General features: G+C 71.6%; 17 protein-coding genes. 3 read left to right on the top strand and 14 right to left on the bottom strand.

Translation table 11 applies throughout. From position 1 onward, the window contains the following. Positions 1-3: 3 nt before the first annotated feature. Complete coding sequence (locus tag ACIA6C_RS31785) at positions 4-714, bottom strand: ribonuclease HII (RefSeq protein WP_399281111.1); 711 nt, start codon at positions 712-714, stop codon at positions 4-6. Between the two features lie 81 nt (positions 715-795). Next, the gene (locus tag ACIA6C_RS31780) at positions 796-1,398 is read right to left on the bottom strand and encodes a TetR/AcrR family transcriptional regulator (protein WP_399281109.1); all 603 of its coding nucleotides are present in this window, start codon (positions 1,396-1,398) and stop codon (positions 796-798) included. 139 nt (positions 1,399-1,537) lie between these two features. Here ACIA6C_RS31780 and ACIA6C_RS31775 point away from each other — a divergent pair, with 139 nt between their 5' ends. Further along, positions 1,538-3,091, top strand: coding sequence for an MFS transporter (locus tag ACIA6C_RS31775; protein ID WP_399281107.1), 1,554 nt, complete (start codon positions 1,538-1,540; stop codon positions 3,089-3,091). 161 nt (positions 3,092-3,252) lie between these two features. Here ACIA6C_RS31775 and ACIA6C_RS31770 read toward each other — a convergent pair whose 3' ends face one another. From ACIA6C_RS31770 to ACIA6C_RS31750, 5 genes are all read right to left on the bottom strand, one after another. Then, positions 3,253-4,167 carry an ADP-ribosylglycohydrolase family protein gene (locus ACIA6C_RS31770; RefSeq protein WP_399281105.1) on the bottom strand — a complete coding sequence of 305 codons (915 nt, stop codon included), beginning with the start codon at positions 4,165-4,167 and terminating at the stop codon, positions 3,253-3,255. Between the two features lie 11 nt (positions 4,168-4,178). Continuing rightward, positions 4,179-4,838 (bottom strand): histidine phosphatase family protein, encoded by a 660-nt coding sequence (locus tag ACIA6C_RS31765; protein ID WP_366079013.1) that lies wholly within the window; start codon positions 4,836-4,838, stop codon positions 4,179-4,181. Positions 4,839-4,910: 72 nt separating this feature from the next. Continuing rightward, positions 4,911-5,516 carry a YdbC family protein gene (locus tag ACIA6C_RS31760; protein ID WP_361131300.1) on the bottom strand — a complete coding sequence of 202 codons (606 nt, stop codon included), beginning with the start codon at positions 5,514-5,516 and terminating at the stop codon, positions 4,911-4,913. 32 nt (positions 5,517-5,548) lie between these two features. After that, positions 5,549-6,397 carry an arylamine N-acetyltransferase gene (locus ACIA6C_RS31755; protein ID WP_399281103.1) on the bottom strand — a complete coding sequence of 283 codons (849 nt, stop codon included), beginning with the start codon at positions 6,395-6,397 and terminating at the stop codon, positions 5,549-5,551. A gap of 136 nt (positions 6,398-6,533) precedes the next feature. Then, on the bottom strand, positions 6,534-7,319 hold the full coding sequence (locus ACIA6C_RS31750) for an amidohydrolase family protein (RefSeq protein WP_399281101.1): 786 nt from the start codon (positions 7,317-7,319) through the stop codon (positions 6,534-6,536). A gap of 101 nt (positions 7,320-7,420) precedes the next feature. Between ACIA6C_RS31750 and ACIA6C_RS31745 the strand changes: the two genes are divergently transcribed. Continuing rightward, complete coding sequence (locus ACIA6C_RS31745; protein ID WP_399281099.1) at positions 7,421-7,774, top strand: MerR family transcriptional regulator; 354 nt, start codon at positions 7,421-7,423, stop codon at positions 7,772-7,774. Between the two features lie 132 nt (positions 7,775-7,906). On the opposite strand, the gene ACIA6C_RS31740 is transcribed toward ACIA6C_RS31745, so the two are convergent. Together ACIA6C_RS31740 and nrdR are read right to left on the bottom strand one after the other, a co-directional pair. Then, positions 7,907-10,807 (bottom strand): vitamin B12-dependent ribonucleotide reductase, encoded by a 2,901-nt coding sequence (locus ACIA6C_RS31740; protein ID WP_399281097.1) that lies wholly within the window; start codon positions 10,805-10,807, stop codon positions 7,907-7,909. 135 nt (positions 10,808-10,942) lie between these two features. Continuing rightward, a complete protein-coding gene (gene nrdR, locus ACIA6C_RS31735) occupies positions 10,943-11,458 on the bottom strand; it encodes a transcriptional regulator NrdR (protein WP_329198908.1) in 516 nt (171 codons plus the stop codon). Positions 11,459-11,927: 469 nt separating this feature from the next. Between nrdR and lexA the strand changes: the two genes are divergently transcribed. Further along, positions 11,928-12,719, top strand: a complete 792-nt coding sequence (gene lexA, locus ACIA6C_RS31730; protein ID WP_190186217.1) for a transcriptional repressor LexA — start codon at positions 11,928-11,930, stop codon at positions 12,717-12,719. A 157-nt stretch (positions 12,720-12,876) separates the two neighbouring features. Here the strand turns inward: lexA and ACIA6C_RS31725 are convergent, their stop codons facing one another. The 5 genes from ACIA6C_RS31725 to ACIA6C_RS31705 all read right to left on the bottom strand — a co-directional run bounded on the left by ACIA6C_RS31725 (position 12,877) and on the right by ACIA6C_RS31705 (position 22,619). Next, the gene (locus ACIA6C_RS31725) at positions 12,877-14,847 is read right to left on the bottom strand and encodes an ATP-dependent DNA helicase (protein WP_399281094.1); all 1,971 of its coding nucleotides are present in this window, start codon (positions 14,845-14,847) and stop codon (positions 12,877-12,879) included. Positions 14,848-14,922: 75 nt separating this feature from the next. Further along, positions 14,923-16,863: an IucA/IucC family protein gene (locus tag ACIA6C_RS31720; protein ID WP_399281092.1), complete on the bottom strand. Its 1,941-nt coding sequence runs from the start codon at positions 16,861-16,863 to the stop codon at positions 14,923-14,925. 96 nt (positions 16,864-16,959) lie between these two features. Then, a complete protein-coding gene (locus ACIA6C_RS31715) occupies positions 16,960-17,649 on the bottom strand; it encodes a GNAT family N-acetyltransferase (RefSeq protein ID WP_399281090.1) in 690 nt (229 codons plus the stop codon). A 96-nt stretch (positions 17,650-17,745) separates the two neighbouring features. After that, positions 17,746-19,527 (bottom strand): IucA/IucC family protein, encoded by a 1,782-nt coding sequence (locus tag ACIA6C_RS31710; RefSeq protein WP_399281133.1) that lies wholly within the window; start codon positions 19,525-19,527, stop codon positions 17,746-17,748. Between the two features lie 1,775 nt (positions 19,528-21,302). After that, entirely contained in the window at positions 21,303-22,619 is a 1,317-nt protein-coding gene (locus ACIA6C_RS31705; protein WP_399281131.1) for a diaminobutyrate--2-oxoglutarate transaminase family protein, read from the bottom strand. Positions 22,620-22,802: the final 183 nt, after the last annotated feature.

Here is a 22,802-nt window from a genome sequence, read left to right as displayed (position 1 = left end):
CGATCAGAAATCGAAGCCGAGTTGGCCTCCGTTTTCCAGCTCCGCCGATTCCTCGCCGCGGCGCACCTTCTTGAGGTGCCGCCACTGGGGCAGGGCATCGAGGTACGACCACGAGAGCCGGTGGTACGGGGTGGGCCCGAGCTCCTCCAGGGCCGCCCGGTGCACGGGCGAGGGGTAGCCGGCGTTCGCGGCGAAAGCGAAGTCCCTCATCCCGGCGACCTGTTCACCGAGTTCGGCCATCATCCGGTCGCGCCGGACCTTGGCGATCACCGAGGCCGCGGCGACCGCGACGCAGGACTGGTCCCCCTTGATCACCGTACGGACCCGCCAGGGCGGTCCGAGATAGTCGTGCTTGCCGTCGAGGATCACCGCGTCGGGCCGCACCGGCAGGGCCTCCAGGGCGCGCACCGCCGCGAGCCGCAGCGCGGCGGTCATGCCCAGCTCGTCGATCTCCTCCGGCGAGGCGTGCCCGAGGCCGTGCGCGGTGACCCAGCCCTCCAGGATGTCGAGCATCGCGTCCCGGCGCTTGGGGGTGAGCAGTTTGGAGTCGGTGAGTCCCGCGGGCGGCCGGCGCAGGCCGGTGATCGCCGCGCACACGGTGACCGGACCGGCCCAGGCCCCTCGTCCGACCTCGTCGACCCCGGCGATGACCTTGGCGCCGGTGGTTGCACGGAGGGAGCGCTCGACGGTGTGGGTGGGTGCTTCGTACGGCATGGCGCCAGCAAGGGTACGCCGCCCCGCGCCACCTGCACACCCCGCCCCGAGCCCGGCGAGCGGGCCGGGTTCCCGGCGGGGTCACGCCCGGAGCATCGGCACCATCACCTGGTCGATCAGCTGGGCGATGTCCTGGTCGTCCCATTCGCTTCCGTACATCTTTGCGCGGTACATCAGCATGGCGGGAATGACGTCGGCAACGAAGGGAATGTTCGCGTCCGGTCGGACTTCTCCCCGCTCGACGCCCCGCCGCACAAGGGTCTGGATCACCGCCTGAGCGGGTTCGTGCAGCCCGTTCCAGATGACGCCGCGAAACCGGTCCGCGTGGTCGGGGTCGCATTCGTGAAGTACCGCGCGCAGGGCGACGCCGGCGCGTGAGCGCATCACGTCACACATCCGCGCGCACAACCCGTAGAGGTCGTCACGGATCGACCCGGTGTCCGGGATCCGATCCAGCGGCGGCAGTCCGGCCGCCAGCACCTCGGCCACGAGCGCGGCCTTCGAGGGCCAGCGACGGTAGAGCGCGGCCTTGCCGGTCCGCGCGGCACCCGCGACGCCCTCCATCGTGAGCGCGTTCCAGCCGACGGTGCTCAGTTGCTCCAGGGCCGCGTCCAGGATGGCCCGTTCGAGCTCGGGGCCCCTCCGGCGGCCCGGGGGCGCCTGCGACCAGGGGGAACCCGTCATGCTCCATACCTCCGACGGCCCGCGTGCCGATCGCACGTTTTTTCAGCCTTAGTGAACGCTTGCGTTCACTAAATGTAACTCCTACCGTGGTGCGCGAGTGAACGGATGCGTTCACTATTTCACTTCGGGGGGATCCTCAGTGACAAGCGTTCAACTCGACAAACCTCGGATACCGGGAGCCGCCCGCCACCCGGGCCGTCCCGGTGTGGCGCTCGCGGTGATCGCCGCCTGCCAGCTCATGGTCGTGCTCGACGCGACGATCGTGAACATCGCGCTCCCGCACATCCAGACCGCGCTCGCCTTCTCCACCACCGACCTGTCCTGGGTGCTCAGCGCCTACACCCTCACGTTCGGCGGCCTGCTCCTGCTCGGCGGCCGGGCCGGCGACATCCTCGGCCGGCGCCGGGTCTTCATGACCGGAATCCTGCTCTTCACCCTCGCCTCCCTCCTCGGCGGATTCGCCCAGGAGCCCTGGCAGCTCCTGGCCGCCCGCGCCCTCCAGGGAGTCGGCGGCGCCATCGCCTCGCCGACCTCGCTGGCGCTGATCACCACGACGTTCCCGGAAGGGCCCGAACGCAACCGGGCCTTCGGCGTGTTCGCCGCCGTCTCGGCCGGCGGCGGCGCGATCGGGCTGCTGGCAGGCGGCATGCTGACGGAGTGGCTCGACTGGCGCTGGGTCCTCTTCGTCAACGTGCCGATCGGCGTCCTGATCGCCGCCCTCACACCGATGTTCATCAGCGAGTCCGAACGCCACCCGGGCCGTTTCGACATCGCCGGAGCACTCACTTCCACCGGCGGCATGGCCTCGCTGGTCTACGGGTTCATCCGCGCGTCCGAGGACGGGTGGCGCGACTCGCTGACCATCGGCTCCTTCGCCGCCGCGGTGGTGCTGCTCGCCCTGTTCGTCGTCATCGAGTCCCGGGCTCGCGAACCCATCATCCCGTTGCGGATGTTCGCCGACCGCAACCGCGCCGGCACCTACGTGATCATGCTCGGGCTGGCCGCGGCGATGTTCGGCATGTTCTTCTTCATCGTCCAGTTCGTACAGAACGTGCTCGGCTTCTCACCGATCCAGTCCGGTCTCGGCTTCCTGCCCGTGACCGTCGCCATCGTCACCGCCGCCGGGCTCTCACAGCGGTTCCTGCCCCGCTTCGGCCCCAAGCCGTTCATGGTGGCCGGGTCCGCGCTCACCGGTTCGGGCCTGGCCTGGCTGAGCTTCATCGAGACGGACAGCTCGTACGTGTCCGGGGTGCTCGGGCCGATGGTGCTGTTCGGCTTCGGCATGGGACTGAACTTCGTGACCCTCACCCTCACCGCCGTCTCAGGGGTGGCCCCCCGCGAGGCGGGCGCGGCCTCGGGGCTGCTCAATGCCAGCCAGCAGGTCGGCGGCTCGCTCGGCCTGTCCATCCTGGTCACCGTCTTCGGCACCGCCAGCCGTGGCGAGGCCACCCAGCAGATCCCGTCCTTCATGGCGAAGGCGGACCCCGGTCAGCTGGCCGCCTTCAAGCAGACCGGACGCCTGCCCGACCCGTGGGGCGACCTCGTCCTCACCCAGGGCATCTCCACCGCCTTCCTGGCCGCCGTCGCGATGGCGGGACTCGCCCTGGCCACCGCGCTGCTGGTGATCCGGGTGCGCAAGAGCGACCTGGAGGCCCTCAGCGGAACCGCCGCCGAGGCCGGTCCGGCGGCCTGAGCGGGCAAGACCGTACGCGGACCCGGGCGCCCGGAAACACATCCGGCGCGCCCGGGCCCCGTCACGCCTGCGACGCCCCGGCGCTCAGGACCCGGCCGCAGCCCTCAAGCCGCTGCCCCGGCGCTCAATACCACTCCCCACTCGGCCCGGCGCCCCCGCACTCAGCGCGGCGCCCCGGGCAGCCAGCCGGGGAGGGGCTCGGTCCGAGCCAGCCACGCCTGCGGCAGCACCGCATCGCCGCGCGCGCCCAGAACCCCGCCGACGATGGCGCACGTCGTGTCCACGTCCCCACCCACCTGCGCGGTGGTCCAGAACGCCCGCTCGTAGTCGTCCAGCGAGCGCGCCGCCGACCACAGGGCGAACGGCACCGTGTCGTGGGCGCTGGTGCGCCGGCCGCAGCCCAGGACCGCCGCGACCGTGGTGGCGTCGCCGTAGTCCAGCATGTCCCGCGCCCGCCTCAATCCGGCGCCCACGGCGCTGCGCGGCACCAGCGCGATGACCCCGTCCAGCAGGTCGGCGGCCTTCGGCGGCCCCGCCTCCTCCGCCGCGAGCGCGGCCGCGGCGGCGACGGCCATCGCCCCGCACACCGCCTCGCGGTGCTGGTGGGTGGTGTACGCGGAGATCTCCGCCTGGTGCGTGGCCTGCTCGGGATCGTCCGCGTACCAGGCGCCGAGCGGTGCGATGCGCATGGCGGCGCCGTTACCCCAGGAGCCCTGCCCGTTGAAGAGCTCGGCCGCGAGGGTGCGCCAGTCCTCACCCTCGCGGATCAGACGCAGCATCCGGTTGACGGCGGGTCCGTAACCGCGGTCGAAGTCGTGGTGGTGGGCGAAGGAGGCGGCCAGCGCGTCCTGGTCGATGCGCCCGTGGTCGGCGAGGACGGCCACCACCGAGCAGGCCATCTCGGTGTCGTCGGTCCACTGCCAGGTCTCGCTGCCCGCGGGCAGCTCGCGCCGCTTGAGCAGCGGATAGTTCACGGGGACGAAGTACTGGGAGCCCAGCGCGTCCCCCAGGGCCAGCCCGCGAAGGCTGGACATGGCGCGTGCGTAGCGCCTCTCGGGAGTGGAGTCAGAGGTCATCCCACGTCACTTTAGTCGTCGAGGTCGTAAGGCTCCGGTGTGGTCCACCGCTCAAACGGGCGGTCCAGGCGGTACCGGCCGTCCGGACCCAGCACGAGTGTCCTGAATTCTCCGTTCCCCGGATTGGACAGGGCCTCGAACTCGGCCACCGACCAGTGGAACCAGCGCATGCAGAACAGCCGCATCGTCAGTCCGTGCGTCACGAGCAGCACGTTCTCGGGGTGGTCCGGTGCCTCGAAGCTGCGGTACAGGCTCTCCAGGAAGGATCCGACCCGGTCGTACACGTCGGCGCCCGACTCGCCCTGCGCGAAGCGGTAGAAGAAGTGCCCGTACGCGTCCCGGTACGCCTTCTGCAGGCGTACGTCGTCGTGGTCCTGCCAGTTCCCCCAGTCCTGTTCGCGCAGTCTCGGCTCCTCCCTCATCCGGACCCGTGTCGGGTCCAGCCGCAGCTCGCGGAACGTCTGCAGGGTCCGGCGGTAGGGGGAGACGTAGGCACTGATGCGCTCGTCCCCGAACAGTTCGCGCAGCCGTGCGCCGGCCTGCCGGGCCTGCTCGCGCCCGGTCGGCGTCAGCCGCAGGGCGTGGTCGGGCTCCCGCTCGTACACCGTGTCGTCGGCATTGCCCTGGGATTCCCCGTGCCGGACGAGGACGATGCGCCTTGGTCGTACCATTCCACGACCCTATTCGGCCACCGACGCGCGATTCGAACGGGCACGCCGGTAGGGCCACCGCTCGTCTTACGGTCATACCGTCCAGGAGGGTTCGAGGTCGACGACGTCACCGGTGAGCGCCTCCACGTCGGCCTCGGTCTGCGCGCGCAACGAGAGCCGCTCGACCCGCTCCTGCCGGTATTTGCCGTGCTCGGCAGCCGCCCGCCACATCGACAGCACCAGGAACTCCCGCCCCGGGGCTTCCCCGAAGAGGCCGCGGATCATGCCGGGTGACCCGGCCATGGCCGGGTTCCAGACCTTCTCCTGCATCAGGGCGAAGTGCTCCACGCGCCCCTCCCGCACCCGGGTGTGGGCCACCCGGACCACGTCGGCGTCGGAGAAGCGCGGCTCGAAGCCGGTCTTCACATCGAAGCGGTACTCGAAGAGCGTGACCCGCGCGTCGGTGAAGGTGCCGTTCTGCGAGGCGGCCAGCCGGTCGTGCGACCGGGCCATGAAGGAGTCGTAGAAGGAACGGCTCTCCCAGAACGCGAAGACATGCGCCACCCCCTGCCGGCCACGGCTCCATCCGCCGCCCTGCCCCCTGAATCCGGGTTCGCCCGGCAGCCCCGCCCATTTGCGCTGCCCACGCTCGAACCCGCGTCGGTCCGTCACCGTGCAGCGAATCCACTTGACCAGCACCGCGCCATCGTACGGGCCCGGCGCGGCCCGGGTCAGTCCTCGGCGCGGAAGATCCCCACGAGATCAGCCGCCTCCCGCTCGGACAGCCGAAGGCCGAACTCCCGGCCGAGCAAAGGGATCACCTCATCGGCGGTCACGGTCCGGCTCTCCACCCGCCCGTCCGGGTACCAGTGGGTCAGCTCGCGCCCCAGGAGAGCCACCCGGACCTCCTCGCCGGGCAGTTGGACGATGACCTTGCCGAGGAAGGCGGAGCGCGGGTGCGAGGAGCTGTAGTGGTTCAGCACCACGTAGTCGACGGGGTGGTAGGGCTGCGGGGTGAAGGCGTAGAGGTCGCGCCAGGTCCCCTCGCGCAACCAGCGCAGGACGAGGAGGCCGTCCTCCTCCCGGTGGACGGCGTACGTCCACCCGCCCTGCCGTACTTCGGCTCCGGGGCGCCCGAGCGGGACGGGCTCGAACGGTCCGGGATACCCGTATCCCGCGTCGCACAGCCAGGGTTCACCCTCGACGGTGACGATCAGGACGGCGTGCGTCACCGGCAGCAGGGAGTCCCCGCGGGCCCTGTTGCGGGCGCCGCGCCCCACGACCTCGAAGCCGATCCGCTGGAGGGCGGCGGCCAGCAGCGAGTTCTGCTCGTAGCAGTAGCCTCCGCGGCGGCGGTGCACGAGCTTGTCCTGCACTGACTTGACGTCCAGCTCGACGGGGCGGCCGAACGTGACGTCCAGGCTCTCGAAGGGTATGGCGGCGGTGTGCGCCCGGTGCACTGCGTACAACGTCTCCAGGTCGGGCCGTAGTTCCCGGCCCCGCCCTTCGTCCCCGCCACTCCCGCCGAGGCCGATCCGCGCAAGATACGCGTCGAGGTCCAGCTCGTCACCGCTCCACATGGCTCTCCCACTCCCCCGTGTGAAATCCGGGAGCCGCGGCGATCACCACACCCCCACACCATGATCGTCGCGCCATCCTTCCCCCGCCACCCCCTTCCGCCTGCCCCCGCGCCGCCCCCGGCCCACAGCAGCGCGCTCAGAGGCCGAGCAACTCCGCAAGGGTGCCGCCGAGGACCCGGTCACGCAGCGCACCCGGGCCGGTCACTCGCTCGATGGTGGCGCGGGCGAGCAACGGGTCGCCGTAGGGCGCGTCCGAACCGAACAGGGTGCGGTCGGGCACCTCACCGATAGCCAGCCGCACCGCGAAGACGATGTTCGCCGTCGACAGTTCCAGGTACACGTTCGGGGCGTTTCGGGCCAGCTCGATGGCCGTCAGCCAGTTCATGCCGCCGAGTTGGCCGATCACCAGCGGAACGCTCGGGTGGCGTCGCGCCAGCGCCGCGAGAGTCGTCAGGTCTTCCGCCGTGGTCGGCGCGAACCCGTGCACGACGACCGGTAGCCCCCCGTGATCGGCAGCCGCCCGGAGAACCGGTTCGATCAGACCTGCCCCGCCCGGTGGCGGAGTCAACTCGCCGATGCCCCTGAAACCGCGGCCGACGACTTCCCGCTCGACCTCCTCCGCTATCTGCTGCGCCGACAGGTCCAGCCGAACCTTGCCGAAGCCGATGAAACGGTCGGGATGCGCCGCGCACGCGGCGGCGAGTTCCTCCCGCGCGGCCTCGTGGCCGTCCGGCCCGCTGGAGCGTCCGCTGATCGTCTCGCTCAGCACGCTCATTTCATGCCGCAGCGAGGTCAGATCGGTGGCCCGCTCCGGATGCGGCCGGGTGCCGAAGAGCACGGCACGGTCGACACCTGCCTCGTCCAGCAGGGCGATATGGCTGTGCACGGGATCGTGAACGTGGCTGTGCGCGTCGATGATCAACGGTTGCTCCTGGTCAGGGCCCATGGCGGTGACGGAATGCCGCCGCCGGTCCCATCGTTGGAGGTTGACACCGTGACAAGGTCAAGCCGACGGAGATGACGATGTTGATCGGGCAGCTGGCCCAACGAACCGGGACGAGCGAGCGCCTGCTCCGCTACTACGAACGCGTGGGCCTCCTCGCTCCGGACCGTCAGGCCAACGGATACCGCGACTACGACGATGCGGCCGAGCAGAGGGTGGGGCAGATCCGCTCCCTGCTGGCGGCAGGGCTGCCCACCTCCTTGATCCGGCAGGTGCTGCCCTGCGCCCTCGCCGACGGCTCGCTACGTCCGTGCCCGGGAGTGCTGGACAAGCTGCGCGCCCAACTCGCCCGCCTCGACGAGCGCGCGGACGAGTTGACACAGGCCCGCCAAACCCTGACCCGGGCCATAGCGACAGCGCAACGAGCCGGATAGCCGCGCGCGCTGCGGGCCCGGGCCGGGCCGCATTCGGTCCGACAGCCACGCCGGGCAAAACGCGGGTGGGGTGTCCGCGTAACGCGGACACCCCACCCGAGCTGCTCCTTCACCCCCGCCAAGGGCTCTGGGTCAGCTGCAGCCGCTGGTCGAGCCGCAGCCCTCGCAGATGTAGCAGGAGCCGGCGCGCTGCATCTTCGTACCGCAGGAGAAGCAGAGCGGGGCGTCGGCGGAGACGCCGAGCTGCATCTCGACGAGTTCGGCGCTGGAGTGCGCCGTCTTCGGGGCCGGGACGGTGACCGGGGCGGCGAGGGCCGGCTTCGGCTGCTCCGTCGGGACCGACGCGAGCGGGGCCGACTGGGCCAGCGACTCCGTGTCCAGCTCCTCCTCGTCCAGCGGCTCGTACGAACCGGTGTCGAGGTGGCGCTGACGCTCCTCGGCGGTGTGGATGCCGAGCGCCGAGCGGGTCTCGAACGGCAGGAAGTCCAGCGCCAGGCGGCGGAAGATGTAGTCGACGATCGACTGCGCCATCCGCACGTCCGGGTCGTCCGTCATGCCGGCCGGCTCGAAGCGCATGTTCGTGAACTTCGAGACGTAGGTCTCCAGCGGCACGCCGTACTGGAGGCCGACGGAGACGGCGATCGAGAAGGCGTCCATCATGCCCGCGAGGGTGGAACCCTGCTTGGACATCTTGAGGAAGACCTCGCCCAGGCCGTCGTCCGGGTAGGAGTTCGCGGTCATGTAGCCCTCGGCGCCACCGACCGTGAACGAGGTCGTGATCCCCGGACGGCCCTTCGGCAGGCGCTTGCGGACCGGGCGGTACTCGATGACCTTCTCGACCGCGGCCCGGATGGTGTCCTCCGCCTTGGCGGTGACCTCCTCCTTCTCCTGTTCCTTCTTCTTCGCGGAGAGCGGCTGGCCGACCTTGCAGTTGTCGCGGTAGATCGCGAGCGCCTTGACGCCCATCTTCCACGCCTCGAAGTAGATCTCCTCGATCTCTTCGACGGTCGCCGACTCCGGCATGTTGACCGTCTTGGAGATCGCACCGGAGATCCACGGCTGGATCGCGGCCATCATGCGCACGTGGCCCATCGGGGAGATGGAACGCTCGCCCATGGCGCAGTCGAAGATCGAGTAGTGCTCGGTCTTGAGGCCCGGGGCGTCGACGACCACACCGTGCTCGGCGATGTGGGACACGATCGCCTCGATCTGCTCCTCCTGGTAGCCCAGGCGGCGCAGGGCCTGCGGGACGGTGCCGTTGACGATCTGCATCGAGCCGCCGCCGACGAGCTTCTTGAACTTGACCAGGGCCAGGTCCGGCTCGACACCGGTGGTGTCGCAGGACATCGCCAGACCGATGGTGCCGGTCGGGGCGAGGACGGAGGCCTGGGAGTTGCGGAAGCCGTTCTTCTCGCCGAGACGCAGGACGTCCTGCCAGGCCTCGGTGGCCGCCGCCCAGATCGCGTTGTCCAGGTCGTCGGTGCGCGGCGCGACGGCGTTCGCGTCGGCGTGCTGCTTCATCACGCGCTTGTGCGACTCGGCGTTGCGGGCGTAGCCGTCGTACGGCCCGACGATCGCGGCCAGCTCGGCGGAGCGCCGGTACGCCGTACCGGTCATCAGCGAGGTGATCGAGGCGGCGAGGGTGCGGCCGCCGTCCGAGTCGTAGGCGTGGCCCGTGGCCATCAGAAGGGCGCCCAGGTTGGCGTAGCCGATGCCGAGCTGACGGAAGGCGCGGGTGTTCTCGCCGATCTTCTGCGTCGGGAAGTCCGCGAAGCAGATCGAGATGTCCATCGCGGTGATGACCAGCTCGACGACCTTGGCGAAGCGCTCCGCGTCGAAGGACTGGTTGCCCTTGCCGTCGTCGTGGAGGAACTTCATGAGGTTCAGCGAGGCGAGGTTGCAGGACGTGTTGTCCAGGTGCATGTACTCGCTGCACGGGTTGGACGCGGTGATGCGGCCGGACTCGGGGCAGGTGTGCCAGTTGTTGATCACACCGTCGTACTGGATGCCCGGGTCGGCACAGGCCCACGCGGCCTCGGCGAGCTTGCGGAAGAGCGCCTTGGCGTCGACCTTCTCGATGACCTCGCCGGTCATGCGGGCGCGCAGGCCGAACTCGGTGCCGTTCTCGACGGCCGTCATGAACTCGTCGTTCACGCGCACGGAGTTGTTGGCGTTCTGGTACTGGACGGACGTGATGTCGTCGCCGCCCAGGTCCATGTCGAAGCCCGCGTCGCGCAGGGCGCGGATCTTCTCCTCTTCCTTCACCTTGGTGGCGATGAAGTCCTCGACGTCCGGGTGGTCGACGTCCAGGACGACCATCTTGGCCGCACGGCGCGTGGCGCCGCCCGACTTGATCGTTCCGGCGGACGCGTCGGCGCCGCGCATGAAGGAGACCGGACCGGAGGCGTTGCCACCGGAGGAGAGGAGCTCCTTGGAGGAGCGGATGCGGGAGAGGTTCAGGCCGGCACCGGAGCCGCCCTTGAAGATCATTCCCTCTTCCTTGTACCAGTCGAGGATCGACTCCATGGAGTCGTCGACGGCCAGGATGAAGCAGGCGGAAACCTGCTGCGGCTGGGGCGTGCCGACGTTGAACCACACCGGGGAGTTGAAGCTGAAGATCTGGTGCAGGAGGGCGTACGTCAGCTCGTGCTCGAAGATCTCGGCATCCGCGGGCGAGGCGAAGTAGTCGTAGTCCTCGCCGGCCTTCGTGTAGGTCTTCACGATCCGGTCGATGAGCTGCTTGAGACCGGTCTCGCGCTGCGGGGTGCCGACCGCGCCGCGGAAGTACTTGCTGGTGACGATGTTGACCGCGTTCACCGACCAGAAGTCGGGGAACTCGACGCCACGCTGCTCGAAGTTGACCGAGCCGTCGCGCCAGTTGGTCATGACGACGTCACGGCGCTCCCAGCTCACCTCGTCATACGGGTGCACGCCCGGGGTGGTGTGGATGCGCTCGATCCGCAGGCCGCTCTTGGCAGCCTTGGTCCCCTTGGCGCGGGAACCTCGTGCCGAGCCGCTCGCCGTCTCTGTCATGCCGCCTCCCATATGCGGGCAAAAACGCCCTGATGTGCCAGCGATATTCCGCAGCACGGTGCCGTGTGTCTGTATCTACGTATCTACGAATCTCGCCTGGCCGACCGGGCCGGGCCGCACTGGCGGCCCGTCCGGTCAGTCGGCGGCGGAGGCGGGCACGGGGACGACCGCTGGGGTCCCCCCCGGCTCGCACTCATGGGGGTGAGACTGCCGTTCGCGGAGCTCCGCGATGGCGGTCTCGAAGTCTTCGAGGGTGTCGAACGCTTTGTAAACCGACGCGAACCGCAGATATGCGACCAGGTCGAGTTCCTGCAACGGGCCGAGTATGGCCAGACCCACGTCGTGCGTGGTCAGCTCGGCGCTCCCGGTGGCGCGCAGCGCCTCCTCGACCCGCTGGCCGAGCTTGGCGAGGGCGTCCTCGGTGACCGGACGCCCCTGGCACGCCTTGCGGACGCCGGAGATGACCTTGGAACGGCTGAAGGGTTCGGTCACACCGCTGCGCTTGATCACCATCAGTGAGGCCGTTTCCACCGTGGTGAAACGACGGGAGCAGTCGGGGCACTGACGGCGTCGGCGGATCGACGTGCCGTCGTCGGTGGTGCGGCTGTCGACGACCCGGCTGTCGGGGTGCCTGCAGAAGGGGCAGTGCATGGTCCCTCACCCTCCCTCTTAGGCACGACTGATCACCTCACCAGGCCCCTGAGCGGCAGGAACGAGGCTCTGCCGGGGGCTGGTGAAGCAGCCACCAGCATATGCGATGCCGGGAGCCAGAGCGGACCCGGGACCACAACTTCTGGGTGGCAGCGCTCATCCAACCACTAGATCTTGGGTTGTGGTGGATTTACGGCCCGCTGCGTGTCGTGATGTTGGATGGCCGGTTCCCGGGGCCGGCGGTGCCACACTGGGTGCGGGCCCGCACGGCGTCGATCCGACCCGGAAGGGTACCGTAGGCGGCATGGGGACGGCCGAACCCGCGTTCGGTCAGACTGTCGGTCCATACACCTCTTGATGTGCTCCAGGTGGACGATCTGCGATATTTCACTCGAACGTGTGTTTGGCGCAACCTTTCGAAAGCAACTACCGTTGTCCAGCTAGGGAGAACATTTCGAGAGGGGCCGACGTGACCACGACCGCAGACAGTGCCACCATCACTGCCCAGAACCGCTCCCAGAGCCGACTTGAGCCGGTGCATGCCATGAATGACGCACGTCAGAACCCGGAGGCGGAGCCCGTGCGCCCCGCACGCTCGCTGCCAGGGCGACCTCCAGGCATTCGCGCCGACAGCTCCGGGCTCACGGACCGGCAGCGCAGGGTCATCGAGGTCATCCGCGATTCGGTTCAGCGCCGGGGCTACCCGCCGTCGATGCGGGAGATCGGCCAGGCGGTCGGCCTGTCGAGCACGTCGTCGGTCGCCCATCAGCTGATGGCCCTGGAGCGCAAGGGGTTCCTGCGGCGCGACCCGCACCGCCCGCGGGCCTACGAGGTGCGCGGCTCGGACCAGCCCAGCTCGCAGCCCACCGACACCACCGGCAAGCCCGCCGCCTCCTACGTTCCCCTGGTCGGCCGGATCGCGGCCGGTGGTCCGATCCTGGCCGAGGAGTCGGTGGAAGACGTCTTCCCGCTCCCCCGCCAGCTGGTCGGCGACGGCGAGCTCTTCGTCCTCAAGGTCGTCGGCGACTCGATGATCGAGGCGGCCATCTGCGACGGCGACTGGGTCACCGTCCGCCGCCAGCCCGTCGCGGAGAACGGTGACATCGTCGCCGCGATGCTGGACGGAGAGGCCACCGTCAAGCGGTTCAAGCGCGAGGACGGACACGTCTGGCTGCTCCCGCACAACGCCGCGTACCAGCCGATCCCCGGCGACGAGGCCACCATCCTCGGCAAGGTCGTCGCCGTACTGCGCCGGGTCTGACACCCGTCGCCACCATCCAGCTCCGGGACCTCTGCGCCGGTCCCGGAGCTGCTTCGTGTCTGAGGCCGGGAGCTGAGGCCGGTGGCTTGAGGCCCGGTAGCTTGGGGTCTGTGGCTTGAGGCCGCCGACCCCTGGACCGCGTACCGCGACCGTCGGACTACGTGCCGTCCGCCTGGGCCGAAGCGTCGATCGCTGCCAGCGAGCGGCGGACCTGGTTGCGGTCCGTGGTGTACCAGAAGTCCGGCAGGGTGGCGCGCAGGAAGGTCCCGTAGCGAGCCGTGGCCAGCCGCGGGTCGAGGACCGCGACGACACCCCGGTCACCGGTGGCCCGTACGAGCCGGCCCGCCCCCTGGGCCATCAGCAGGGCGGCATGGGTGGCCGCGACCGCCATGAAGCCGTTGCCGCCGTGCTCCTCCACCGACTTCTGCCGGGCGCTCATCAGCGGGTCGTCAGGACGGGGGAACGGGATCCGGTCCATGATCACCAGCTGGCAGCTGGGTCCGGGTACGTCGACTCCCTGCCACAGGGACAGCGTGCCGAACAAGCAGGTCTTCGGATCCGCTGCGAACGCCTTGATCAGCTCGCCGAGCGTCTCCTCCCCCTGGAGGAGGATCGGGTTCGACAGCCGTCCCCGCAGCTCCTCGGCAGCCGCCTTTGCACCGCGCATGGAGGAGAACAGGCCGAGGGTACGGCCGCCGGCCGCTTCGATCAGCTCCGCGAGCTCGTCCATCATGTCGCCGCGGGTTCCCTCGCGGCCGGGGGTGGCCAGGTGCTTGGCGACGTAGAGGATGCCCTGCTTGGGGTAGTCGAACGGAGAGCCGACGTCGAGCCCCTTCCAGACGGGCACGTCGTCGCCGCCCACCCCTTCCGGTGACAGACCGAGCGAGCCGGCGACACCGTTGAAGTCGCCGCCGAGCTTGAGCGTGGCGGAGGTGAGGACCACCGAGCGGTCTTCGAACAGCTTCTCGCGCAGCAGGCCGGACACCGAGAGGGGAGCGACCCGCAGGGTGGCGCCGAAACGGTCATGGCGCTCGTACCAGACGACGTCGTACTCCGAGCCGAGCACGATCCGCTCCGCCACCGCGTGCACGCTTTCCACCGCGGCCAGTGCCTGCTTGCGGACGGCGTCCTCGTCCTGGACGGACTTGTCGCGGGTGGAACCGATCGCGGAGATCACGTTGCGCGCGGCGTCACGCAGGGACATCAGCGCGTATCCGAGGTCTTCGGGAATCTGCTCCAGCCGGCCGGGCAGGGCCAGCTCCATGACGCGTTCGAAGGACTCCGACGCCGTCTGGAGGGAGTCGGCGGTCTTCTCGTCGACGAGCTTGGCGGCGCGCTTGACGGCCCGGTTGACCTGGCCCGGGGTGAGCTCGCCGGTCGCGACGCCGGTGACGCGGGAGACGAGTTCATGCGCCTCGTCCACGATCAGCACCTCGTGCTGGGGCAGCACGGGTGCGCCCTCGATGGCGTCGATCGCGAGCAGGGCGTGGTTGGTGACGACGACGTCCGCGAGCTTGGCCCGCTCCCGGGCCGCCTCGGCGAAGCACTCGGCTCCGTAGGCGCATTTCGTCGCACCCAGGCATTCACGGGAGGAGACCGAGATCTGCGACCAGGCCTTGTCGGAGACGCCGGGCGTCAGGTCGTCGCGGTCGCCGGTCTCGGTCTCGTCCGCCCAGTCCCGCAGGCGCAGCAGGTCCTGGCCCAGCTTGCTGGTGGGAGCGGCCGCTTCGAACTGGTCGAACAGGCCCTCCTCCTCATCCTGCGGCGCACCCTCGTGGAGGCGGTGGAGGCACAGGTAGTTGGAACGTCCCTTGAGCATGGCGAACTGCGGACGGCGGCGGAGCTGCGGATGCAGCGCCTCCACGGTCCGGGGCAGGTCGCGCTCGACGAGCTGCCGCTGGAGGGCCAGCGTCGCCGTGGCGACGACGACGCGCTCGCCGTGCGCGAGGGCCGGCACCAGGTAGCCGAGCGACTTACCGGTGCCGGTGCCGGCCTGGATCAGCCGGTGGGAGTTCTCGTCGATCGCTTCGGCGACGGCTTCGGCCATGGCCACCTGGCCGGGCCGCTCCGTGCCGCCGACGGCGGAGACGGCGGCGTGCAGCAGGTCGGGGAGGGAGGGCTTCGTCATAGCAATGCCAACCCTACGGGGCCGCACTGACAGCAGCCGCATCGCCGACGCCCCACCGACGTCCCCGCCGCCGGTTCACGGCCGGTGGAGGGGGTTGGGAACGGTCCCGTGAGTGACCGCGTGCGGGCGGTCAGGGCGGTCGCGGTAGCCGTCCTCGTGGAGCCGGTTGCGGTTGAGGCACAGCCGGTCGATCCGCTCCGTGAGCAGGTCGAAGAGCTCGTAGCGGTCCTTGAGCTCGGGGAAGCGGGCCTGGTAGCGCAGGATCTCCGCCCGTACGAGGGACCAGAACTCGCTCTCGGGCACTCCCATCCGGTCTTCGCAGATCGCGGACAGGTAGCGGAAGACACCGACGAACAGTCCGGAGTGGATGAACTGCGTCAGGTAGGCGGGCGGCTCCGTCAGCAGTGCGGCACGCACCTCGGCGGCCATCGCCTCGTGCTCGGGCAGCGGCTCCCGGCTGATGTTGACGTCGTCCACGAAGTCCTTGACCGCGAGCCGCAGCGGGACGTCGGCCTCGTCGAAGATCACGATGGTGTTCTCGCCGTGCGGGGAGAAGACGGTGCCGTACCGGTAGAGGAAGTGGAGCAGCGGCGGCAGCAGAGCGGCGAAGAGCTTCTGGAGCCACACGGCGGGGGCCAGTCCGGAGCGGGCGACGAGCTCGGCGGTGAAGGAGCGGCCGCGCGGGTCGGTGTGCAGGAGGGAGGCCAGGGTGCGGGCCCGCTCGCCGGGAGCGAGTCGGCCGGTCAGGGGCTCGCGCCAGATCGCGCCGAGCAGTTCCTTGTACTGGTAGGGGACCTCGGGAAGCCGTTCGTAGACGGGATGCCGGACGGTGACCGAGGCCACCTCGCCGAGGAGGACAACCCGGCACTCGTCGCGCAGGAACGGGTCCCCCTCGCGTAAGGAGTGGATCCAGGCGGTGACGGCGGGGGCGGCGAGGGTCAGGTCGCAGGGCAGCCCGCGCCAGACCATGGTGTTGAGGACGGACAGCGGCAGCTTGACGCTGTGCCGCTCGGGCCGGGTCAGGTTGAGGAAGGTACGGATCGACTGCTGCGGCAGTCGTACGTCGGGATCGGCGGGCAGCGGGACCAGCGCCCCCGAGGCCAGGGCGGGGGCGAAGAGAGGGAGCACTATCTCGTCCCACTGCCAGGGGTGCACGGGGAGGTAGAGGTAGCCGCGCGGGTCCAGGCCGCGGTCGCGCAGGGTCCGGTCGAAGGCGGCGCGGGTGACGGCGTCGAGCTCGGCGGAGTACAGGCGCGCGGGGTCCTCCATTCCGGCCGTTCCGCGGAACTCGGCCAGGGAGGTGTGGGCGGCGAGCCAGGGCAGCCGTTGGCGGACGCGGGCTTCGGGGGCCCAGGCGGCGGTGTCGGCCGCGGACATCCCGACGCGGCCCTTGTTGAGTACGAGCCAGGGGTGGCCGGTCTGGTGTCCTTCGAGCGCGGCGTAGTCGAGGTCGGCGAGGACGTCGGCGGTGAGGGCGTGGTGGTCGAGGCGGGCGTCGGCGGAGAGGGTGGCGCTGAGCTCGCGGACGAGGTGGCCGAGGGTGCCGCCGTCGAGGCCGAGGAGGGTCCGGGCGCGGACCAGGAACTCGAACGGGTCCCCGAAGGTGGTCGGGGACTGGGAGGAAGCGGACGGGGTGGAGGAGGGCTGGGGGGAGGAGGACTGGGAGGAGGACTGCGCGGAACGGGGCGGCGGGGAATGGGGCGGCGGGGTGAGCGTGATGGTGCCGGCGTTGACGTCCCAGCTGCCGTAGGAGCGGCGGCGGGCGCGGAAGCCGAGGGTGCTGCCGTCGTCCAGGGCGAGGTTCCAGGCGTCGCCTGCGGCCGCGGGCGCCGGGACGGGGCTGATGATCTCCTCGTACGCGAATTCCCCGAGCATCTTGGCGAGCAGCCGGCGGGTGGCGGATTCCCAGGTCACGCCGTTGATCTCGGGGGGTGTGCTCGGGTGCTGGGGCGAGGGAGCCACCGCCTCCGGGAGGTGGGGGCCTGCGGAACCTGGGGCGGCGGAGTAATTGGACACGTGACTCCTCGGGTATCGGGAACTTCGGTCCACGGCGCGGAGTTTTCCATTGCAGAAGCGTCGGGCGATGACGGTTCGAGGACTGCGGGGCGGCATTCAGAGGAGATTGCGCAGCGCCCGCTCCCGGATCATCAGCGCGGCACGCTTCTCGGGGAGGTCGATTTCCGCGGAACAGCGGAAACCGGAATTCAGGAAGGCTGATACGGAGGGGGTGTTACGGATGTCCGGTTCGGCGATCACGCGAGCACAGCGTGGCCGGTTGTCGAACACCAGGTCTGCGACCGCGCGGAGCAGTGTGGTGCCCAGACCGCGGCCGCGGTTCGTGCCGTCCCCGATCAGCAGGTGGATACCCGTGTCGTGGGGGCGCGCCGGGTAGTGGCGGGCGAGCGGGTCGAGGTCGGCCCGGTAGAGCTCCCAGTAGCTCATCGGTGTGCCGTCGAGCAGGCCGAGGCAAGGAATGCTGCGACCGTCGCTGTCGAGCTGTGCCCGCAGGTGGGCGGCCGTGACGGCGGTGGGGCCGGCGAGTTCCCAATAGGCGGCCACTTCGGGGTCGTTCATCCAACGGGCGAGGAGTTCCAGGTCGTGACGCGGTCGTACGGGTTCCAGGCGGAACGCCCCGACCGGGGTGGCGACGGCACCCCATGCGGCCGGTGAATCGAGCAGGTCCGCCTCGGCGAGCAACGGCAACCGTTGGGCGTTGAGCCGCGGTTGCGCGGGTTTCCCGATGACCGTGGCGGTGGCGGCGGCCGTGCGGGTGGGACCGATGGGGGTGCGGGTGGAAGGCATCGGCTCTCTCCGGGTCGATGGGGCGCGTCGGTCAGTCGCGTCGGACGGTCGGACGGTCGGTCGTCGAGTCGCTGAGTCGTTGTCTCGTTCAGTCGTTCAGTCGTGAAGGGGGTTGCTGATGGTGACGTAGACGGACTGGGTGTCGACGGGGCCGACGAGTTCGTCGAGGCCGCCCAGGCGGGTGAGCAGGTTCGCCTTGCAGCGCAAGGTGGGCGAATCGAGCAGCTGCGCCGGGAGCGGACCGAGGCGGGACGCCTTGCCGAGGAATCGCCGGAAGGCGGCGAGCAGGATGCGTTCATCCGCGAGGTGCTGCGATCCGAAGGCACCGATGAGGCCGAAGACGTTGTTGACGCCCATGTAGTAGGCGAAGCGTTCGTCGGTGACGGCGTCGGAGACGAAGGTGTCGCTGGTGCTGCCGATGCCGGGCAGCCTGGCTTCCAGTTCCGCGCGACGGGAGTCGCGGAAGTAGTAGCCCTGGTTGTCCCGGTAGCGGCCGCCGATCGGCCAGCCCGCCGGGTCGAGGAGTACCAGGGTGTTCTGCTGGTGGGCTTCGAGGGCGATGCCGGCGAGCGCGTCGAAGGCGAGGACCGGGAGGACGACGTGGTCGAGGTAGCGCAGGAACCACTCGGCGGCGACCGCCGGGGTGGGCCGGCCGGTGGATGCGGCGAGCCGGGAGACCGCCTCGGCGAGCCGTGAGCCCATCGTGGTCCGGCCGGGCCAGGGGCGGGGAGCGGTGAGTGCGGCGATGCAGACGGCGTCGTCGCCGGAGCGGAAGGGGTTGTGGCGCAGCAGGGCGTCGAGTCCTTGGACGGGCGTGCCGTCGGGGGCGTCGACGGCGACCCAGGCGGGGTCGCGGACGATGTCGAAGCCGGGATGGGCCGCCTGCCATTGATCGGCGAGGCCGGTGCGCAGCAGTCGGTGCACCTCGACTCCGCGGTGGAGTTCCTTGCGGAGGTTCTCGCGGCGGGAGTTGGTAATGCGAAGGCCGAGGGACAGCTTGAGCATCGCGGGGGCGCCGGGGCGGTGGACGGTGCGGACGGAGGAGGTGGGGTACCAGGGGTCGCCGTACGGGCCCAGGTCGGTCAGGAGTCCCGCGTCACGGAGGGCGGCGACGGCGGGGCGGTCCAGCAGGTCGCGGGCCTGCCAGGGGTGAAGGGGCAAGGGGGTGGTTCCGGCGGGCAGCGGCAGCCCGGGGGCGAGGCGGGACAGGAGCTGCGCGGCGGGGACGAGGCGGCCGCGTTCGGTCCAGGCGGAGTCGGTGGCGAGTACGGAGGGGTCGACGGCGAACCAGTGGAGGGGGAAGGAACCGTGGAGCTCGGGTGAGTAGCGACGTACGTCGGCTTCCGAGAGTCCCTCCCGGCTCTTGGGGTCGGGCTGAAGGGGGTGACCGAGGAGGAGGGACTGTTCGGCGGTGAGGAAGCGGTCCGCGGCGACGGGGGCCGGTGGGGTGGGTCGGTGGCGCCGGTCGGCGATGAAGTCGGCGGTACGGCGCACGGAGTCGGCGACTCGGCCGACGAGGTCGGCGGCGCGGCCGGTGCCCTCGCGGGCGATCAGGCCGGCGACGGTGACGGCGTCCAGGGCGGGGGCGTCGGCGGGGGCGCCTTCGAGGCGGGCGGGGGCGAAACGATGCCAGCCCGACGGTGACCAGTGCCGGACGGCGACGAGCAGGGCCACGCCGGATGCGGGGAGGGGGATGCGCAGCAGGGTGCCGGGAGGCCCGTCGGGGCGGCCGATGCCGCTTTCGCGGACCCAGCACCGCAGCAGGTTCTCCACCGTCGCGGCCTCGGCGGCGATCCCGGGGTCGGGGTGGTCCAGCAGGTCGGGCAGCGCCGCCGGATCGGGGCCGAGGAGCCCGGCCCCCTGCGGCCGGTGCCGCATGGTCGGCCGCTTCTGCCTGGGCACGCCGACCGCCGCGGGGGCCGCAGGCCGGCCCCGCTCACCCGGCAGCGCACCCGCCTGTGTCTCGGGGGCGCCCGGGGCGGTGGGTCCGGCCTCGTGGGTACCGCCCGCCTGGACGTGCCCGGCTTCGTGCGCCGGCGGCGGGATGGCACCGCCGGCCTGCTGGGGACCGCGTCCCGGGCTGGCGGCGGGGCCGGTCGGTGGCATCGCGGTGGCGCCGACGCCCCCTTCGGCGCCGGGTGTCGGGGACGGGCTGGGGCCCTGACCCGGGTCGGGGTGGTGGGCCGCCGCCCTGCCGGGGTCGGCCGGCGGACCCGCCAGGGTGGTACCGGTGCCGCCGGTCGGCTCCGCCGGCCTGCCCCCGAAGTCCGGCCCCCCGCCCCGACCCTGCGCCTGCTCGGAGGCACCCCCGAGCCCCCGAGCGGCGCCAGCGGACGCGGCCGTTGCGGCCTCGGGGGTCGGGCCGCCCGGGGCACCGCCCTGCCCCGAGGCCGTGTCCGCGCTCGGGGCAACGCCGGGGGCCTGGCCGGGTCCCGGGGGCGGGACCGGGGCTGCGGTCGGGACATGCCCGGGGGTTGGGGCGCCACCCGAAGAGAGGCTCCCGCAGGTGGCACCGCCCTGCCCCGAAGCAGCGTCCCGGCTTCGGGCAACGCCGGTGCCCTGGCCGGAATCCGCGAGGGAGCCCGGGGCCACAGGCGGGGCCTGGGCTGCCCCCGGGACCAGCCCCGCGGCCGGTGCGGCCCCGGGGGTTGAGGTGCCGCCCGAGGACGAGCTGCCACACGGGGCGCCGACCGGATCCGATGCGGTGTCCCCGCTTGGGGCAATGCCGGGGGCCCGGCCGGGGCCCAGGGGCGGGGCCGGGGTCACGGGCGGGGCCGACGCTGCCCCCGGTGGTGCAATGAGCGGGGCCGCAGGCGCCGTCGGGGTTGCCCCCGGGACCGAAGCCGAGGTCGGCGCGGGGGTTGGGGTGCCGCCCGAGGAGGAGCTCCCGCACGGGGCACCGCCCTGCCCCGAGACCGCGTCCCCACCTGGGGCAACGCCGGGGGCCTGACCGGGCCCCGGGGGCGGGGCCGGGGTCACAGGCGGGGCCGGGACTGCCCCCGGGACCGAAGCCGAGGTCGGCCCGGGGGTTGGGGTGCCGCCCGAGGACGAGCTGCCACACGGGGCACCGCCCTGCCCCGAGGCAGCGTCCCCACCTGGGGCAACGCCGGGGGCCTGACCGGGCCCCGGGGGCGGGGCCGGGGTCACAGGCGGGGCCGGGACTGCCCCCGGTGGTGCAACGAGCGGGGCCGCAGGCGCCGTCGGGGTTGCCCCCGGGACCGAAGCCGAGGTCGGCCCGGGGGTTGGGGTGCCGCCCGAGGAGGAGCTCCCGCACGGGGCACCGCCCTGCCCCGAGACCGCGTCCGCGCTTGCGGCAACGCCAGAGGCGTGGCCGCAAGCCGCGGTGGAGCCGGGTGCCCCGGGCGGGGCCGCAGGCGCCGTCGAGGTCGCCAGCGGGACCGGGCCCGCCGTCGGGGTTACTGCCGGATCCGGGGCCGCGGGCGGGGCCGCAGGCGCCGTCGAGGTCGCCAGCGGGGCCGGGCCCACCGTCGGGGTGGGCCCGGGGGTCGGGGTTGCCGCCGGGACCGCGCCCGCCGTCGGGGTTGCTGCCCGATCCGCGGTCGGGCCCGGTGTCGGGGTTGGCGTCGGGCCCGGCGTTGAGGTCGGGGTGGGGTCTGGGGGTGGGGTGGGCATGGGAGGTCCTTGGGGTTGGGTCAGTGAGGCCGGCTGGCGGCGGGGACGGCGTCGGTCAGCCGGTCGAGGACGGCTCCGGCCTGCTCGTCGGTCAGCGTCAGCGGCGGCAGGAGGCGCACGACGCTGGAGTGGCGGCCGCCAAGTTCGACGATCAGGCCCCGGTCCAGGCACTCCTGGCGGACGGCCGACGCGAGCTCCGGGGCGGCGGCTCCGCTGTCGGGGTCGACGACGTCGATGCCGATCATCAGGCCGCGGCCCCGCACGTCCCCGACGCAGGGGTGGTCGGCGGCGAATCCCCGCAGCGCGCTCAGCATCCGCTCCCCCAGCACGGCGGCCCGCTCCGCCAGGCGGTTCTGCCGGACGTAGGCCAAGGTGGCGGTCCCCGCCGCCATGGCCAGCTGGTTGCCGCGGAAGGTGCCGGCGTGGGCACCGGGCGCCCAGACGTCGAGCTCCGCCCGGTACACGATCACGGCCAGCGGCAGGCTGCCCCCGATCGCCTTGGACAGCACCATCACGTCGGGCACCACCCCGGCGTGGTCGACGCCCCAGAAGGCGCCGGTGCGCCCCACCCCCGTCTGCACCTCGTCCGCGATCAGCGGGATGCCCCGCTCGGCGGTGATCTCCCGCATCCGGCGCAGCCACGCGTCCGGCGCCGGGTGGACGCCGCCCTCACCCTGGACCGGCTCCACGATCATCCCGGCCGGCGCCGGCACCCCGCCCTTGGGGTCGTCCAGCAGGCTCTCGGTCCACCGCTCCGCCAGCCGCTCCCCCTCGGCGCCCGCGACCCCGAACGGCGGGCGGTGGTCCTGGGGGAACGGCAGCCGGGTGACCCGTACGGCATCGGCGCCGCCCGAGGCCTCCAGCGCCCCCGCCGTCATGCCGTGGTACGCCCCCGTGAAGGCCAGCAGCCCCGAGCGTCCGGTGGCGGTGCGGACCAGCTTGAGCGCGGCTTCGACCGCGTCCGTCCCGGCGGGCCCGCAGAACTGGATCCGGGCGTCCGCCACCAGCGCGGGCGGCAGGTTCGCGAACAGCTCGGTGGTGAACGCGTCCTTGACGGGGGTCGCCAGGTCCAGCACGTGCAGCGGAGCCCCCGAGTCGAGCACTCCGCGGATGGCTTCGAGCACCACGGGGTGGTTGTGTCCCAGCGCGAGCGTGCCCGCGCCGGAGAGGCAGTCCAGGTAGCGCCGCCCGTCGGCGCCCTCGATCGTCAGCCCCCGGGCCCGAACCGGGACGATGGGCAGGGAGCGCGCGTACGTCCGTGCGGCGGATTCCCGTAACGCCTGCCTGCGCAGGATGCCCTCGGCCGCGGCCGGCACCCTGTTGCCCTGCTGCGGCACCTGTTCCGTGGGCGCGTGTGCGGCCGGCCCTCCGGCCACCGCCGTGTTCTGCGCCTCGGCCTCGGCTGCGGCCGGCTCGGTCAAAGGCTCGCTCCACGCCACGACTGTCGGTCCTCCCGCCCGGATCTCTCTTCCGGATTGCGTCTCGAACAGGAACGCTGCTGCCCCATCCCCCGTACGTAC

This window comes from Streptomyces sp. NPDC051578, from assembly GCF_044454045.1.
In the GTDB taxonomy this organism is placed as follows: domain Bacteria; phylum Actinomycetota; class Actinomycetes; order Streptomycetales; family Streptomycetaceae; genus Streptomyces.
The sequence above is the reverse complement of the archived record's forward strand: the minus strand, read 5'-3'. Positions and strand labels throughout refer to the sequence as shown.

Bases quoted from the DNA above. Each gene is read 5' to 3' on its own strand.
- ACIA6C_RS31785 (WP_399281111.1), bottom strand. From the start codon at position 714: ATGCCGTACGAAGCACCCACCCACACCGTCGAGCGCTCCCTCCGTGCA.
- ACIA6C_RS31780 (WP_399281109.1), bottom strand. From the start codon at position 1,398: ATGACGGGTTCCCCCTGGTCGCAGGCGCCCCCGGGCCGCCGGAGGGGC.
- ACIA6C_RS31770 (WP_399281105.1), bottom strand. From the start codon at position 4,167: ATGACCTCTGACTCCACTCCCGAGAGGCGCTACGCACGCGCCATGTCC.
- ACIA6C_RS31765 (WP_366079013.1), bottom strand. From the start codon at position 4,838: ATGGTACGACCAAGGCGCATCGTCCTCGTCCGGCACGGGGAATCCCAG.
- ACIA6C_RS31755 (WP_399281103.1), bottom strand. From the start codon at position 6,397: ATGTGGAGCGGTGACGAGCTGGACCTCGACGCGTATCTTGCGCGGATC.
- ACIA6C_RS31745 (WP_399281099.1), top strand. From the start codon at position 7,421: ATGTTGATCGGGCAGCTGGCCCAACGAACCGGGACGAGCGAGCGCCTG.
- ACIA6C_RS31740 (WP_399281097.1), bottom strand. From the start codon at position 10,807: ATGACAGAGACGGCGAGCGGCTCGGCACGAGGTTCCCGCGCCAAGGGG.
- nrdR (WP_329198908.1), bottom strand. From the start codon at position 11,458: ATGCACTGCCCCTTCTGCAGGCACCCCGACAGCCGGGTCGTCGACAGC.
- ACIA6C_RS31725 (WP_399281094.1), bottom strand. From the start codon at position 14,847: ATGACGAAGCCCTCCCTCCCCGACCTGCTGCACGCCGCCGTCTCCGCC.
- ACIA6C_RS31715 (WP_399281090.1), bottom strand. From the start codon at position 17,649: ATGCCTTCCACCCGCACCCCCATCGGTCCCACCCGCACGGCCGCCGCC.
- ACIA6C_RS31710 (WP_399281133.1), bottom strand. From the start codon at position 19,527: ATGCGGCACCGGCCGCAGGGGGCCGGGCTCCTCGGCCCCGATCCGGCG.